The sequence below is a fragment of the Bacillus sp. AFS001701 genome, assembly GCF_002559405.1.
Taxonomy (GTDB): domain Bacteria; phylum Bacillota; class Bacilli; order Bacillales; family Bacillaceae_G; genus Gottfriedia.
Genome location: NZ_NTZO01000161.1, coordinates 1 through 15,480, shown reverse-complemented (window position 1 = coordinate 15,480; position 15,480 = coordinate 1). Strand labels below are relative to the sequence as shown.

At 32.7% G+C, this 15,480-nt stretch carries 12 protein-coding genes and 1 pseudogene; 9 read left to right on the top strand and 4 right to left on the bottom strand.

Features of this window, described 5'->3' with window-relative positions; genetic code table 11:
* Positions 1-138: 138 nt before the first annotated feature.
* The 4 genes and pseudogenes from CN514_RS12505 to CN514_RS12490 all read left to right on the top strand — a co-directional run bounded on the left by CN514_RS12505 (position 139) and on the right by CN514_RS12490 (position 3,024).
* The gene (locus tag CN514_RS12505; protein WP_098232874.1) at positions 139-435 is read left to right on the top strand and encodes a nucleotide pyrophosphohydrolase; all 297 of its coding nucleotides are present in this window, start codon (positions 139-141) and stop codon (positions 433-435) included.
* 71 nt (positions 436-506) lie between these two features.
* Positions 507-977 (top strand): GIY-YIG nuclease family protein, encoded by a 471-nt coding sequence (locus tag CN514_RS12500; RefSeq protein ID WP_098232873.1) that lies wholly within the window; start codon positions 507-509, stop codon positions 975-977.
* A 137-nt stretch (positions 978-1,114) separates the two neighbouring features.
* Positions 1,115-1,258 (top strand): annotated as a pseudogene (locus CN514_RS26835) (DNA/RNA helicase domain-containing protein); the annotation flags it as partial.
* 722 nt (positions 1,259-1,980) lie between these two features.
* Positions 1,981-3,024 (top strand): restriction endonuclease PLD domain-containing protein, encoded by a 1,044-nt coding sequence (locus tag CN514_RS12490; protein WP_098232872.1) that lies wholly within the window; start codon positions 1,981-1,983, stop codon positions 3,022-3,024.
* A gap of 15 nt (positions 3,025-3,039) precedes the next feature.
* Here CN514_RS12490 and CN514_RS12485 read toward each other — a convergent pair whose 3' ends face one another.
* The 3 genes from CN514_RS12485 to CN514_RS12475 are packed head-to-tail and all read right to left on the bottom strand — an operon-like array spanning position 3,040 to position 5,624.
* Complete coding sequence (locus tag CN514_RS12485; protein WP_098232871.1) at positions 3,040-4,299, bottom strand: DNA cytosine methyltransferase; 1,260 nt, start codon at positions 4,297-4,299, stop codon at positions 3,040-3,042.
* Positions 4,300-4,309: 10 nt separating this feature from the next.
* On the bottom strand, positions 4,310-5,410 hold the full coding sequence (locus CN514_RS12480; RefSeq protein ID WP_098232870.1) for a DNA cytosine methyltransferase: 1,101 nt from the start codon (positions 5,408-5,410) through the stop codon (positions 4,310-4,312).
* Positions 5,403-5,624: a helix-turn-helix domain-containing protein gene (locus tag CN514_RS12475; RefSeq protein WP_098232869.1), complete on the bottom strand. Its 222-nt coding sequence runs from the start codon at positions 5,622-5,624 to the stop codon at positions 5,403-5,405. Before CN514_RS12475 ends, CN514_RS12480 begins: the two co-directional genes overlap by 8 nt.
* Before the next feature lie 1,440 nt (positions 5,625-7,064).
* Between CN514_RS12475 and CN514_RS26515 the strand changes: the two genes are divergently transcribed.
* The 5 genes from CN514_RS26515 (at position 7,065) to CN514_RS12455 (ending at position 14,822) form a co-directional block, all read left to right on the top strand.
* Positions 7,065-7,190 carry a hypothetical protein gene (locus CN514_RS26515; protein ID WP_286141663.1) on the top strand — a complete coding sequence of 42 codons (126 nt, stop codon included), beginning with the start codon at positions 7,065-7,067 and terminating at the stop codon, positions 7,188-7,190.
* Between the two features lie 357 nt (positions 7,191-7,547).
* Complete coding sequence (locus tag CN514_RS12470) at positions 7,548-9,017, top strand: ATP-binding protein (RefSeq protein ID WP_098232868.1); 1,470 nt, start codon at positions 7,548-7,550, stop codon at positions 9,015-9,017.
* Positions 9,010-11,838: a Z1 domain-containing protein gene (locus CN514_RS12465; RefSeq protein WP_098232867.1), complete on the top strand. Its 2,829-nt coding sequence runs from the start codon at positions 9,010-9,012 to the stop codon at positions 11,836-11,838. The genes CN514_RS12470 and CN514_RS12465 overlap by 8 nt, the downstream gene beginning before the upstream one ends.
* A gap of 14 nt (positions 11,839-11,852) precedes the next feature.
* Positions 11,853-12,749: a PD-(D/E)XK motif protein gene (locus tag CN514_RS12460; protein ID WP_098232866.1), complete on the top strand. Its 897-nt coding sequence runs from the start codon at positions 11,853-11,855 to the stop codon at positions 12,747-12,749.
* Positions 12,750-12,752: 3 nt separating this feature from the next.
* The gene (locus tag CN514_RS12455; protein ID WP_098232865.1) at positions 12,753-14,822 is read left to right on the top strand and encodes an AIPR family protein; all 2,070 of its coding nucleotides are present in this window, start codon (positions 12,753-12,755) and stop codon (positions 14,820-14,822) included.
* Positions 14,823-14,970: 148 nt separating this feature from the next.
* Here the strand turns inward: CN514_RS12455 and CN514_RS12450 are convergent.
* Positions 14,971-15,480 (bottom strand): DNA cytosine methyltransferase (locus CN514_RS12450; protein ID WP_141529365.1); only part of this gene is annotated, 510 nt, incomplete at its 5' end.

Below are 15,480 nucleotides of genomic sequence, written 5' to 3'. Positions count from 1 at the left end.
ATTTTTCGTTTTTATTCGTAACGGAAAATAGCCTTTTTTTGATTGATATCGTAAAACCCCACAAACTTCCATTTATATTAATTCAAGTGATAGAATAGAACATATTTACAAAAAAAGAATTAACTAGGTGGGTTTTATATGAAAGAAATTATGAAAAAAATAATAGAGTTTAGAGATGAGCGAGGATGGGCGGAATATCATAATGAAAAAGATTTGGCCATTTCTATTTCTCTTGAAGCAAATGAACTTTTAGAAAATTTTCAATGGAAAAATAGTGAAGAAGCGGTTGATGGTTCATTACAAAATATTAAAGAAGAAATGGCAGATGTATTTATCTATTTACTTCAGTTAGCCGATAAATTGAAAATTGACTTGGAAGAGGAAGCATTTAAGAAAATGGAGAAAAATGCCTTGAAATATCCAGTAAAAAAATAAGATCATGTTCAATATTTCAGTAATATTAAGGTAGGTAGGATACACTATGAGTATGAGTAGAAATAGCAACGATGTCTTTTGAGAAAGCATCATTAGAGTGTATAAACGATTATTATTCAGATTATCCTATAGTCTACTTTTTAAATAATGATACATCGGTTTATATTGGAGAAACTGTCGCAGTAAAGAATCATATGAGGGATCAATTAAATAATCGCGAAAGAAAATCATTAACGATGATGTCTTTAATTATTCGTGAAAAATTTAACCGATCAGCAACCTATAATATTGAAACCAATTTGATTAATTATTTTCTAGCAGATGAACGGTACAAATTACAAAATAAGAGTCAAACAAGTAGTAATTTAACACACAATTATTATGAGAAAAGATTCTTTAATGAAGAATTATTTGAAAGTATTTGGGACGAACTACTACGTAGGAACATAGTAGATAATTCTAGAAATACCATTGAAAATAAGGATATATTTAAACTTTCACCATTCAAAGAACTTTCTATTGACCAGGTGGAACTCCAGTAAAAAATTATTGATGTATGTAAAAATCATATTCTTGACCATGAACCATATGTTTTCCTAGTTAAAGGAGAAGCAGGAGTTGGGAAACTACTGAGAACTATAAGGATACTGAAGCTTTTAGAGGGAAAGATGATTTTGAAGATAGTGAGAGTATTAAGGAAAAAATTATTTTAAATTCGCTAAATGTTCTTATGAAGAGAGGGGTACGTAGGCTATATATTTATGCTAGTGATTCGAGTTTAAGAGCTAGATTGATGGAACTACAGAAAAACATAAGCAATTAATTTAATAGACTTTGGTTTATTGATTTATCTGTTAAGCTTACAAAAATTATTGCTCGAATTATGGTTTATATACTAGTTTCAACACTCAATTCATGTTGAGTGTTGATCACTACTTTTAAGGAAAGATAAATAATAGAAGCAACAGAGAGAGGAACTTTCCATACGGGGTTATTATTTGAAATAAATTTATCTAGTAAACCATCTGTGAAAAAACATTAGGTTACTTCCCTTAAATTTTTAGCGGTTTTCTTCAAAAAAAATCGATTAGAATATTACTTCAGAATTTTGCTCAATTTATCATTTGAATTACACTGCTTTTTCTGGATGTAAGATTGTCACTTCAGATACTCCATTATATAAATGATGAGCAAATTGTTTAAAATGGTACTCTTATCATTTTTTTGTATAGGTATAAATCTTTGTTCAAGTTTGTCAGTATTTAGCTTAGGATGACCTTGCTTTCGGGCAAACATCATTATTTCATATTATTTTACTTTTATTCATTTTTTCCAAAATATCATTGATTTAGGTAACTCATCATCAGGAGCCTTATTGCAAATAAATGATTTAGTTCATTGAAATTCATTTCTTCGATTATTGTTTACACGCCATTCATGTATTTTGTATAAGCTTGTCTTTAATACAATTATGATACATTTCATATCTATGATTTATTCAAACTATGGTATGCTAAAGAAAACGACAAATGGAAGTGAAATTACGTGTTATATTACACCGGCTTAGAAGAAGTTATTTTCTCAAAGCATGAACTATTATCAGAAGAACCTGATGAACTAATTATCATCAGTGGTTATCTTGGTCCTGCACCTGTAGAGCGACTTTCCGAATTAACAGGTATGAAAGTGACTGTTATTGGAGGAATGTATCCGAGAGGAATTGACATAAGACTACTTAACTCTCTATATAAAATCAAAGAAAGCAATAATTCGCTAACCATTAAATTTGCAGAGCAAGAAATTCATTCGAAAATATATATATGGAAAAGAAATGGGAAAACACTTTCAGCTTTGATTGGGTCAGCTAATTTTTCATCTAATGGACTAAGAACTGATTATCGTGAATCACTTGCAGATGCAACAAGAGATACATTTAATCCACTTGATATTTACTATCAGTTTATTCTTGAAAACTCATCGGTAACACCTATACTAAACAAAAAACAAGAAGTCATCGACTTTTCGGTCACTGATATTGGTAATACAATTTCTCACCGTAAAAAAAAATATAGTTTTAATATTCCACTTTATACGTCAAGTGGTGGGATCAATGAAGTTCCGACATCGAGTGGGCTAAACTGGGGTCGTGCAAGGATAACAAGTGGTGCACATGTCGCGCAAGGTGACGCTTACATCAGATTACCGAAAGAAATCTTAAAAAGTGAACATTCTCTGATTAAACCGTTTGACCCAGAATTTACAACACCTGACGGAAGAAGAAAACGGAATTCAGATCCAATTGAGCTGATTTGGGATGATGGAACTGTCATGGAAGCATCACTTGAAGGTGTACAAACTTATGAAGGAAAGAAATATCCTAAACAACTTGCATCTTATACCGCAAAAAAACCATTCATCGACGGAGAACGAATTTCTAAGAAAAGTATTCTTGGGCGCTATTTACGTCGTCGGTTAAATGTTGGTGTTGATGATGAAATTACTATGAACACTCTTTCAAAGTATGGACGTTCAACAATTACACTTTCTTTAATTGAAGAAGGTATTTACTACGCTGATTTCTCAGTATAACAAAAGAAGAACTTGCTAATATACAGCAAGTTCTTCTTTTGTTTTGTCAATTTTTTCAAGTTGTTCCAAATTTTTTGCAAGTGTTGGAATTAGTTCACCAAGTTTCTTTGCAAATAAAGGGGGGACAGCATTCCCAATCATTTCAAAATTTGCGACTTGTGATTCATTAAATTCAAAATCGTCATCAAAAGATTGTAATCTTGCAGCTTCTCTAACTGTAATCGAACGCTTTTGAGAGGAGTCGGGATGAATGTGACGTAAGCCGTCTTTTTTCAAGTGTGCAGGAATCGTATTACTAGGCTCGTCCCAACGTAGAACATGATACTTATGCACATTTGTTTTTTTCCCCGTTTTTTGATAGTAAAGTTCAATCAATGCGTCTGCAGACTCATATTTAAATTTAGCATTTTCAATGTCTTTTGCCAAAATATAAAAAATTTCTTGATCGCGTTTACTATGAAATCGTGAAACATGTCCATTGATACTTGAATTATTTTCATAGGCTTGTCTCTTAATCGGTTCTGCCAATGCATAAATCGGTGGTAAATCACCAATGGCATCACGTACAGTTCTTACTTTTGCTACTTTTTTAGTAGGTAGCATTTTCTGGTAAAAATCATGTAATATTTCTTGATAATCAATATTTTCAGAATCTCTACGGATACCTATTATGATGACCCGTTTTCTCTTTTGCGGAACGCCAAATTCAGTTAAATCGATTAACGCATACTTTCTTAAATTGTCTACAATTTCATAACCTGCATCATCAAACGCCTTGCGAATTAAGTCAGTGATTTTCTCTCCTGTTGGAATAGCAGATAAAATACCTTCAACATTTTCAAATACAACTAACTTTGGACGATAGTATTCAACTACACGAATATATGCTTCAAATAGAAAATTTCGGTAATCATCTTTCATACAATTTGTATCTCTAATACGTCCTGCTAGAGAATATGCTTGGCAAGGTGGTCCACCAGAAATAATATCAACTGAACGCGAATTGACTAAATTATCTAACCCATTACTTGAACCGAATTCTTCGTCGTTCTCCCACCCGTGAATTAATTCTTTAGTTCTTTGAATATCAAAGTTCAATACTTTTCTAGCAGCATTTACATCATTATATTTCGACTCTAATCTATGAATAAGTGTTCGGACCTGTGGTTTTAACCATTCAACTGCTCCTAACAAATTATAGTTGCCAGTTTGTTCAAATCCATCTAGTAAGCCACCTGCACCCGCAAATAGCTCAATACTGTTTAGTTTAGTCACCAAATTCCCCCTACACTTGAAACATTTTATTTTTAATAGCTAAATGTTCTTTCATCTTTTCGCCAATCGCTTGAGCAAGCAATGGTGGTACTGCATTGCCCACTTGCCGATTTTGTTGTGTTTTCGTTCCTAAAAACTCGAAATCATCTGGGAATGACTGTAAGCGTGCATTTTCACGAACGGTTGGCACGCGGTTCCATTTATAATGAAAATGATTTCTATGCCCTGTATCAATTGTTTTTGAAGGTTTTTGACTATGATATCTTGTCCAAGCCTCGTTAAATTTACGTGACTCTCCAACTCCTGGTAATAAATCTTTATGATTGCCACCTTCAGGTACTTGGCTGATTACCCATTTCACTTCGTCAGTGTGTTTTGTACCAACGTGATTGTATATTAGCTTTGAATTCTTACGCATTAATTTTTGATATTCGGTTTGCGGTTCGCATGTATATTCCATAACATTTTCGCCAAGAGTATCTACTAACGGAGGTAAATCAGAAATCGCCGCTGCGGTACCAATATGATGATTAGCATCTAATATTGGTTTAGGGAATTTAAAATAATCATAACCTAAATCTTTTTTAAAACCGACAAAAAACATCCTTTTCCTAATTTGTGGCACACCATAATCAGCAGCAAGTAATGGCTTATCCGTGACGCTCACAGCATAGCCTAAATCTTCAAATGTATTGATGATTTGTTGTTTTACCAGACCTTTGTATAAAGTTGCCATTCCTGGTACGTTCTCAATCAAAAAAGCCTTTGGTTGAAAATGTTTTACCGCATGAACAACTGCCACGTATAATTTATTTCTCGAGTCGTTTATATCACGTGCTCCAGTTAAACTAAACCCTTGACAAGGTGGACCAGCGATAATGACATCAATTTCCTTATTCCCAAGTTCACTTTCGATATCTTTAATAGACTTTTCTTCATTAAATAAATCTTCTTTTAAAGCTTTTGCACCCTTAATATTATGAGCATAAGTTCTAAGTGCAGCATCATCAAAATCAACACCTGCAAGCAGATCATATCCTGCTTGAACAAACCCTTGACTCAGTCCACCTGCTCCAGAAAAAAGATCAATTACTGTGTATTTTTTATTCATTTACTGCCACCTTTTCTTCCGTAAATTCAACAATATCTCCAATTTTACAATCTAGCGCTTTACAAATTCGTTCTAGAGCATCGAGTGAAACGCCTTGATTTTTACTTAATCTTGCTAAAGTAGCAGACGTTATACCACAACAATCTCTTAACTGTGTCTTATTTAGTTCTTTTTCAATTGCAAGTTTCCATAACTTAACATACGAGATAGCCATGTAAGCGCTCCTTCTATATTTATAGATAAAAATTCTAGGTATATAGAATATCAATTACTCCATAATATTACCACGCGAATCTATGTTCGTAAACTTCATATTATTTATACCCAATTATCACTTTTTTCTAAAATTTTTCTAGCAACTAGGGACAAATTTTAACAATAGATGTTGAATTGGAACACAGGAAGATAAAGTGTTAAATGAGTTGGGTACAACTTTATATTTTTCAAAGTTGCTGATGGTTATCGATCCTGCCTATGTATTACTTTAGGGAATTTGTGGATGATAAGTAATTAATTGTTTTAGTTGATACTATATTCAAGGAATCGGTTTAAAGTTTTATATTCTAGCAATTCCATTATTTAGTCGGTGTTTTAATAATAAAAAAATTATATTATTTTCACTTGTTTACCATAGGATAAATCAACAAATCTTTTTACAACAGCTAGACAAGAAACTCTCCCTATCTTCCTTAGCTTTATATTTACGAAAATTAATTAAGGAAGTTGTTGATCCGGTTATCCTAAGAGAGTAAATATACACACATCTATTTTGTTTTATGATAATTAAGAACAAGTAGGGATGTTTCTGTCGCAAAAGTTGAAAGGTAAAATATCTTTCCATGTATTTGGTATAGAAGAATCTGGTATTTGTAATAACCACGAAAATTTTTTCAACCTTAATAAGAGCGAATTTGTGAATCCAATATAGTTAGCTAGTGAAATCTTACGTCATTGTTTAATAAAAAGATTTTATTTTTTAACGAATCAGATAAATAATGTTGCCAAACATATTTTGCTGATTCTTCTTGGAAACGGAATGATACTTATTTCTAAGTAAATATATAAGGTTTTTGTATAAAATAGGACTTGGAAAAACAATTTCCTACCCCAAGTTACCCTATGATTTGTTAGGGATATCGTTAATTCCATGTATGATAACCCCTCAGAATTTGAAGAATTGCCTAATCTACGTATGACCCTTTGAATCTAAACATTAGATTAATCCATATTTAATGAGGCTTAGTATGTAACTCTATCGCATTATCAAAATAATCCACTTTAAATGAAACCTCTTGTCACATCTCTTATTAAAAAGAGACAATCCTAGAACAGCATCCAAATAGGATATTTTACACCTCTTTTTTTAAAATGAAAAATACTAGATTCTTTTTTTGATTAACATTCAAGTGAGAAAATGGTTTTTTTGATGAGATTATAATTACGATTATGTCAGTGAAGATTTAAACAAATCGTTAGTGGTGAAATGCTATCTTACATGTTTAAATAAAATCTGTATAATGTTGATTTACTATAGAAATTCAAGAAACACGATATAAACCTAACTAAAATCGGAGTAATAATATGGAAGGATTAGTAGCCTGTAAAACATGTTGAAGAGAGATAGCAAAACAATTGGTTTAAGAGACGTAAAATAATGACAGTCTTAGGTGCTATTGTTGCTATATCTATAATTGGAAGTGCATTAGGTAGTGGGAATGAAGAAACTACAAAAGCTAAAAAGGTTTTTCGCATGAGTTACGGAAAATATGCCTTTTTCTGATTGGGGAAATGAAAAACCTGTGAAATGGTAACTTTTGATGAGGGGAAGATGAAAGATATTATATTCGAAGGTAAACAATGGACTAATAGCAATTTGACCCATCGCTGTTAATTGAGATTTCAAGACCAACTTACATAAAAGGTTGTAGGTTTAATAACTAACTATTACGAGTTTATTTAGTAACATTGTTCATTTTATTATAACTCTGAATAGTCATGTATTGGAAACTAAACACTAGTATAATATTTTACTTGTTCATAGTATACTAGAGAAAAAGTTAAGACTTATTTTTCAATTTAGAAAATATGCTTTAATTAATATGATTAAAATCATATATATAAACGGGATGGTAATGTAATGGAAGATTTAATTTTAACTCCTTATGCACCAAATTTAGTGGAGTCGACACGTTCAATAGGATACTCTTTTGAAACGGCACTTGCAGATATTATTGACAATTCAATCAGTAATTTTGCAAAACGTGTAGACGTGAAATTTTCTAATTCTGATGTTCCCTATGTCGCAGTAGTTGATAATGGAATCGGAATGGGAAATATTGAACTTGAAAAAGCAATGAGATATGGAAGTAGCAGTTCCTTGGATGAACGAGGTGAAACTGATTTAGGCCGATTTGGTTTAGGATTGAAAATGGCTTCTATGTCGCAATGTAGGAAACTGACTGTAATCTCAAAACAACGAGGAAAACTCTCAGCTGCATGTTGGGATTTAGACCATATTCACAAAACAAAAAATTGGTCTCTGATAAGATATACAGAAGAACAAATAGCCAATCTTAGATTTTCATCTGACTTAGAAAACTATAGTTCAGGAACAGTGATTGTATGGGAAAAAATAGATAGAATTTCGGAATCTCCTAATGAATTTGATAGAGAGTTCAATGAAAAGTTAAATTTTGCAGATAAACACATGGCTCTTGTTTTTCATAGATTCTTAGAGAATAAATTATCAAAGCAATATTTTGAACTTTTTTTCAATTATAGAAAAGTTGAACCAATTGATCCATATATATTGTCTAATCGAGCTACACAGCAACTTGAAGAAGAAACTTTATTCATAGATCAAATACCAATAAAAATTACTCCATTTATTACTCCTTTCGTTAGTAAATTATCAACAAAAGAGAGACAATTACTAAACGAATATAAAGAGTTGAATTTAAAACAAGGGCTTTATATTTATAGGAATAATAGACTAATTGTTTGGGGGAAATGGTTCCGCTTATTAAGTGACGGGGAACTTAACCGGCTTGCGAAAGTTCGAATTGATCTTCCAAACAATATCGACACGCATTGGACAATAGATGTAAAAAAATCATCTGCTCAAATCCCTAGTATGATTAAAGAACAACTTAAACAAATCGTTCTTCGTGTGGTTGGTAAAAGTGAGCGAGTTTATAGATATCGAGGAAGAAAAGTTGTCCAAGATAGTTACCAACACATCTGGAACAAGATTGAAAATCGTGAAAAAATGCAATACATGGTGAATCGTGACATACCGATTTTTAAAGTATTGCAAGAATCATTAAATGATGAGCAATTCAAACTTTTAGACGGATTTGTTAAGAGTATTGAAGATAGTTTTCCGTATTCAGCTGTCTATTACGACCTAGCCCAAGACGAACAGTTTGAGGATAAGTTACTTGATGTCGAACAAGCTTATGAATTAGCCAAAAATACAATTGACGGACTAGCTAGAAATAAGGATGAGCAAATTAAGCATTTGAAAAATTTGTCATCAACTGACATGTTCCAGAAGTACCCGGAAGTAATTCGGATGTTGGAAAAGGAGTTTGAATACAATGCGTAATGAAATCGTTGCAACAATAGAAGATCTTGCAAGTATTATGTTGCCAAAAGATAAACTAGAAGATATTACAGAAAAACAAATTAAGCAAACTGTACTGGCAATTATTCCAATGGCTCAAATGAAGTTTGGGGGAATACAAATAAATCAAATTGATATTGATAAAGCCATAGTGAATCTAGAGGAGAGATACGCTATTACTATGGATACTGGGACACTTCTTAAAGAGGACAATTATAAGAAATGGTATTACAATTCCAAAGCCGATCGAGGAACTGAATATTGGGATAGATATAGTCGATATCTTGTAAATGATGTGAACTTGCCACAAATTGTAATTAACAAAATTGATGAAGCTTCGGAAGATATTATGGATGTTCTTGGTGATCCGTTGTCAGAAACAGGATTTCAACGTAAGGGGCTAATTATTGGCTCTGTTCAGTCTGGGAAAACTTCGAATTATACAGCATTAATAAATAAGGCAGCTGATAGTGGTTACAAAGTAATCATATTGTTGACTGGTACTATCGAGAAGTTGCGAAAACAAACACAGGGACGTATCGATGAAGGTTTTGTTGGAATGGACAGTCGTAATTTGATCGAATTCAAAAAACTGAATAAGAGAATCGGCGCTGGAAAATACAACAATAAAATCAGTGTGGCATCATTCACTTCCACTGAGAAAGATTTTGACCAAAAAGGTCTAAATATGAGTCTGTCATCCGTAGCTGATCCAGTAATTTTCGTAATTAAAAAGAATAAGTCAATATTAGAAAAGCTTCATAATTGGCTTAAGAGAAAAAATACAGACCAGTCAACAGGTATGATCGATTCTCCTTTGTTGTTAATTGATGATGAGGCAGACAACGCATCAGTTAATACTAGGAATCCCGATCAAGATCCAACAGCGATTAATAATGGAATTCGGAATTTGTTGAAATTGTTTAATAAATATAGTTATGTTGGCTTTACAGCTACGCCTTTTGCAAATATTTTTATTGATCCACAGTTAGAAGGTGAAGCAAACGACGATTTATTTCCCAGAGATTTTATTTACTTACTAGAGCAACCTTCAAATTATGTTGGTCCAATGGAAATGTATAGTGAGGATGGTCAGTACCATTACATGATTCGCCACAACGATGATATGGAAAATATCTTGGAACTGAAACACAAAAATGGAACAATAATTTCAACACTTCCTGACTCACTAAAGAAATCTATATTATTGTTCTTACTCGCTAATGCTGTTCGTGATTTACGTGGCCAAGAAAAGAAACATAGATCTATGCTAATTCACGTATCAAGATTTATTAGCGTTCAAAAAGTTGTTCAAGAGCAGGTGAAAAATTACTTCAATTTCGCAAAAGAACAGATAAAAAATTATGCGCTTTCGAAAACTGAAGAGCCTTTTATCAAAGAATTACACGACCTTTTTGATAAGGAGTATGGTAAAGAGAATTTTGCTATTTACGGTAATGAGACCTTTAATAAAATAAAAATTAAAGAAGATTGGGATGATGTAAAACAAGTACTTTATAAGTCTATTAGTCCAATTCAAGTTCATACAGTTAATAGTGGGTCAGCATCTCAAAGAATGAATTTTGAAGATTATGAAGATGGATTACGCTTAATTGCTATTGGAGGACTGAGCCTTGCTCGTGGACTTACACTTGAAGGGTTAACAATAAGTTATTTCTATCGAAATACAAAAATGTATGACACGCTAATGCAAATGGGAAGATGGTTTGGCTATCGTGACGGATATTCTGATTTGTGTAGACTTTGGACATCATGTGAGTCAGCTGGATGGTATGAACATATCGCTGAAGCAACTGAAGAATTACGAAATGAAATTAAACGAATGTCTAGAGAAAATAAACGTCCAATAGAATTTGGGCTACGTGTGCGTTCTGCTGAAGATACTCCATTAATTGTAACTGCAAGAAATAAGATGAAGCATTCCGAACAAATAAAACTAGAACGACAATTGAACGGTCGAATGATTGAGACAGCGATTCTTCCTTCGAAGATAGACGAAATAGAGGCTAATAACAATGTTATTGAGCGTTGGTTAGTAAATAACAAAAAATATTTTGTAGAAAATGTTTCTAAACTTGGTCGTCAGAAACCAACATTTAAAGATGTACCGAAAGAAGCAATAATTGATCTTTTGTCATTTGTAGAATATCCATACATGAATGAATTTTCAACAAAAGATAGTATTCTTGTTGGAGAGATTAAGAAGAGTGCATCAAAAATATTTGAAAAATGGGACGTTGTCGTTGCAACTACTGAAGTTAAAAAAGATGAAAAACCTATAGTTTTTGGAGAAATTACTATTTATCCAATTTCACGATCGTTTGATTTCTTCGGTACTGGCCATTATGTCAGAATATCTAAATCTAAGAAAAGGTTAGGTTCCACAGATTACGCTTTGGCAGGACTAGAGAAAGAGCAAATGAAAACAATTAAAAATAGTGTAGAAAATCTTCTGAAAGGCCAAAAAAACAGGAAAGGTGGTCAAAAAGCTCCGACTCAAAATATGTACTTTAATACAGGAATTCCACGCAACCCACTAATCGTTATTTACCCTGTAAAGTTGAAATTAGATGGAGTAGATTTTGAGGTTGATGGATATGGTGATTCGTTAGAATTATTAAATACGGGAATAAGTATAGGTATCCCTGACATTGAAGGGGTACAATCCGTAACCTATGAATATGTGGTGAACAAGGTCTATCAAATGGAACTTATAGAAGGTAGCTCTCAGTACGATTGGGACGAGGAATATGACGAAGATGATGATGATTCATTAGAATAGCGAGGAGTTTGAACATGAATGTCGAAGAAAATAAATATAAGCGAATTCCCAAAACTGAGAACTTCGGCATATATCTAGGATTGGACAATAAAGGTAGGACAAGTATGTTTGTTAAACTGTCGAAAAAGCCTAAGTTCAATAATAGTAGCAAGTATCTAATCTATGATTATAACAAAAGACATGACGGATTGTGGGCGTTGACAGTCTCAATTGCTGAACAGCGGTACCTTGGAGTTTTTAATAAACTTGTTTTTGATTTGGTTGATACTGTCCGTGACGCGAGTAGTTCGGTAGTTGCGGAAAGGATGTTTATGCAGCGTTTTGTTGAATGGAAAACGCTGTTTGAACAAGGAATAACGTCAAGTCTCGATTTTAGCAAAGTAGTGGGGTTAGCAGGCGAGCTATATTTTATAAGTGAATTCTTGGTTAAAAAATATGGGATAATCGATAGTTTGAATTCTTGGTGCGGTCCATTAGGGGCTGATAAGGATTTTAATATAAATAATACATGGTTTGAGGTAAAGACGAAATCATTAAACAAGGATACAATTCATTTAAACAGTAAGTCGCAACTTGTTTCTAATAGAATTGGTTATTTGACAGTCTTATCTTATGAAAAAAGCAGTTTAGCAAATTCAAATTCTACTAATCTGTTCGACTTATATCAAAAAATTAGTGGTTTAATTCAAACGCAGAGTTCGCAGGCAGAGTTCGATAGAAAATTAGCTAATTTAAATTTTGTTCCAGATGAAAAGTACAAGGAAATAAACGTGGAGTTCCATGAGATTGTATTCTATGAAGTCAATAGAAGCTTTCCTCAAATAACAAATGGTGAATTTGGAAATGCTATAACAAATATTGAGTATGATCTTTTTTTGCCCGAAATAAAGCAATTTAAAGTTGAGGTATAACTAATGGATGCATATAGAGAGGAATTAGTAAATGAACTGAAGGTACAAGCTGAATCTGATAATATGTCGGATCGTGAGTCGTTTTTTCAAATATACTGTGAGAAGCTTGAACAGTCTGAAATCATAGAGGATTTCCACTATCTTCATTTTAAGGGTAGAGGCAGTCGCAACCGGTCAATTCAGATTGATGGATATGTATACAGCGAGTTAGATAGTAAATTGACACTCTTCATAATACCTTCTTTGGCATACTATGAAGATAAGACATTAACCAAGACAGATGCCGATTCATTATTTAATCGCGCCAAATATTTTTATTTTGATGTAGAAAAAATTATTTCAGAAGCAGAAGAGAGCTCAGAAGGTTATGGTTTAGCTTTCGATATCCTGAATAAGAAAATTGAGATTAATGTTCTAGAAATAATCATATTAACAGATTACTTGAAATCAAATGCAATTAATATCATTGATAGTACACATGAAAATAGCGTCCGAGTAAATTACTCAATTTATGATATTTCCCGAATGAAATTAATTGATGAATCTGCAAATGGTAAAGAACCATTAATTATTGATCTTTGGGAGGATTTTCAAGCGGAGGGCATTCCAGTACTTCCTGCGTCTAAAACAGATGAATACCAAGCCTATCTGTGTAATATTCCGGGAGAGCTTTTGGCTAGAATGTATAATAAGTATCAGTCAAGATTGCTCGAAGGAAATGTACGTTCGTTCTTACAAACCAAAGGGAAAGTTAATAAAGGAATTAGGAATACAATTTTAAACAATCCTGAAATGTTCTTTGCATATAACAATGGTATTGCTGCAACCGCAGAAACAATTGATATCTCGCAAGGACTAGATGGGAAAGTTATTACAGGTTTTAAATCATTACAGATTGTAAATGGTGGACAAACAACAGCTTCTCTTGCAAATGCATGGGAAAATGATATAAAACTGAATTCTCGTAATCAGATAAAAAGGATTTTCGTTCCGATGAAAGTCTCTGTTGTTTCCCAAAAATCTGCAGAAGAGTTGATACCAAATATTTCAAGGTATGCAAACAGCCAGAATAAAGTAAGTGACGCTGATCTTGCATCCAACCATCCATTCCATAGAAAAGTTGAAGAGCTTTCTAGAAGGATCCATGCGCCAGCGGTAGGTGGAGCACAATTTGGGAAATTCTGGTATTATGAACGTGCAAATGGACAATACAGACAAGAAACATATAAATCAACAGATTCCTTTAAAAAGAATTTTGAATCGCGATATCCTAAAAATCAAATGTTCAAAAAGGTTGACCTAGCAAAATACTATAACATATATCTTCAAAAACCACATATCGCAAGTGCTGGAGCTCAAATGAGTTTTAACAAGTTTAGCGAATGGATGATTAAACAGTGGGATAAGAATTCTGACTTTGTAAACGATGAATTCTATCGTAAAGTAATTGCATTAGGTATACTGTTCAAAAAAGCAGATAATATTGTACGAAATCAAGATTGGTATGATAGCTATAAAGCAAATATTGTTGCGTACACTCTATCAGTAATTTTTCACAAAGTTGAAAAAGACTTCCCTGAATCAACAATTGATTTCCAGCAAATTTGGAAAGAGCAAGATTTACCATTTGGATGGATGAAACAAATTCAAAAAGTGTCATATCTAATGTATCAACATTTGACTCGAGAGGATCGTACAGTCGAAAATGTTACGGAATGGGCGAAACGTGAGATATCTTGGACGATGGCGAAAGATATAGACTTTGAATATGAAGAAGAATTTATTACTCAGTTGCTTAATAAAAAATACGTAATCACACAAGAATATAGTGCTATTAAAGAGCAAAAAAAAGCTAATGAAATGAATGCTTTACTTCAAGTTTATGAATATGGTTCATCTTTTTGGAAGGAAGTTTACAATTGGGGTGTCCAAGAAAAAATTTGGAATGTTCAGGATGTGAGTTTTTTAAACCTAGCTATGGGAATTGACGAAGGTAAAGTACCATCGGATAAACAAGCGGCAAAAATCTTGCAGCTACTTGAAAAAGCTAGAGTGGAATGTTTTCCAAAATAAAGTGGAGGGATGATTGTTAAGTCATCCCTTTTATATGTTATACGACATGAAATCATTTAATCTTAAATGGAACCATGTTAATAATCCCCTTATGGTAGACAATAAAGTAACTTTCTGTTAGCTGTCTACTATAAGGGGATTATTACATCTAATGAGCTTCTTCTTTTATTAATAATAAGTCTTTAAGTGATTCCTTAGGTTTTCTACCTAAATCATTTAGTAATGATTCCGCCACAGACCTTGCTAGTAGGGGTGGAACAGCATTACCAACTTGTTGATATTGAGAGTCTTTATTCCCTTTAAAAATATAACTATCTGGAAAAGATTGTAGTCTAGCTGCTTCTCTGATACTTATAGCTCGGTCTATTTCTGGATGTATCCACATTGATTTTCTAACATTTACGACAGTTTTAGAAACCTCTTCGAACTTGAGTCTTTTGTATATTGTATTTTGAGTACGTGATGTATCTGTATAAGTAGTTTTGAATGATTCTTCAAGATCATGAAAATTTTGTCCCGGTTTTAATTGTTTGAATCTTGAAAGTGCAGTGCTTTTTGTTTGTGTAATTACATGATTGAAAAGTAATTCTCGACTACCATTTAAATATTTTGATAATGGATTTTTAAAATTTATATTTTTTTTCATTATAGGTTTTTC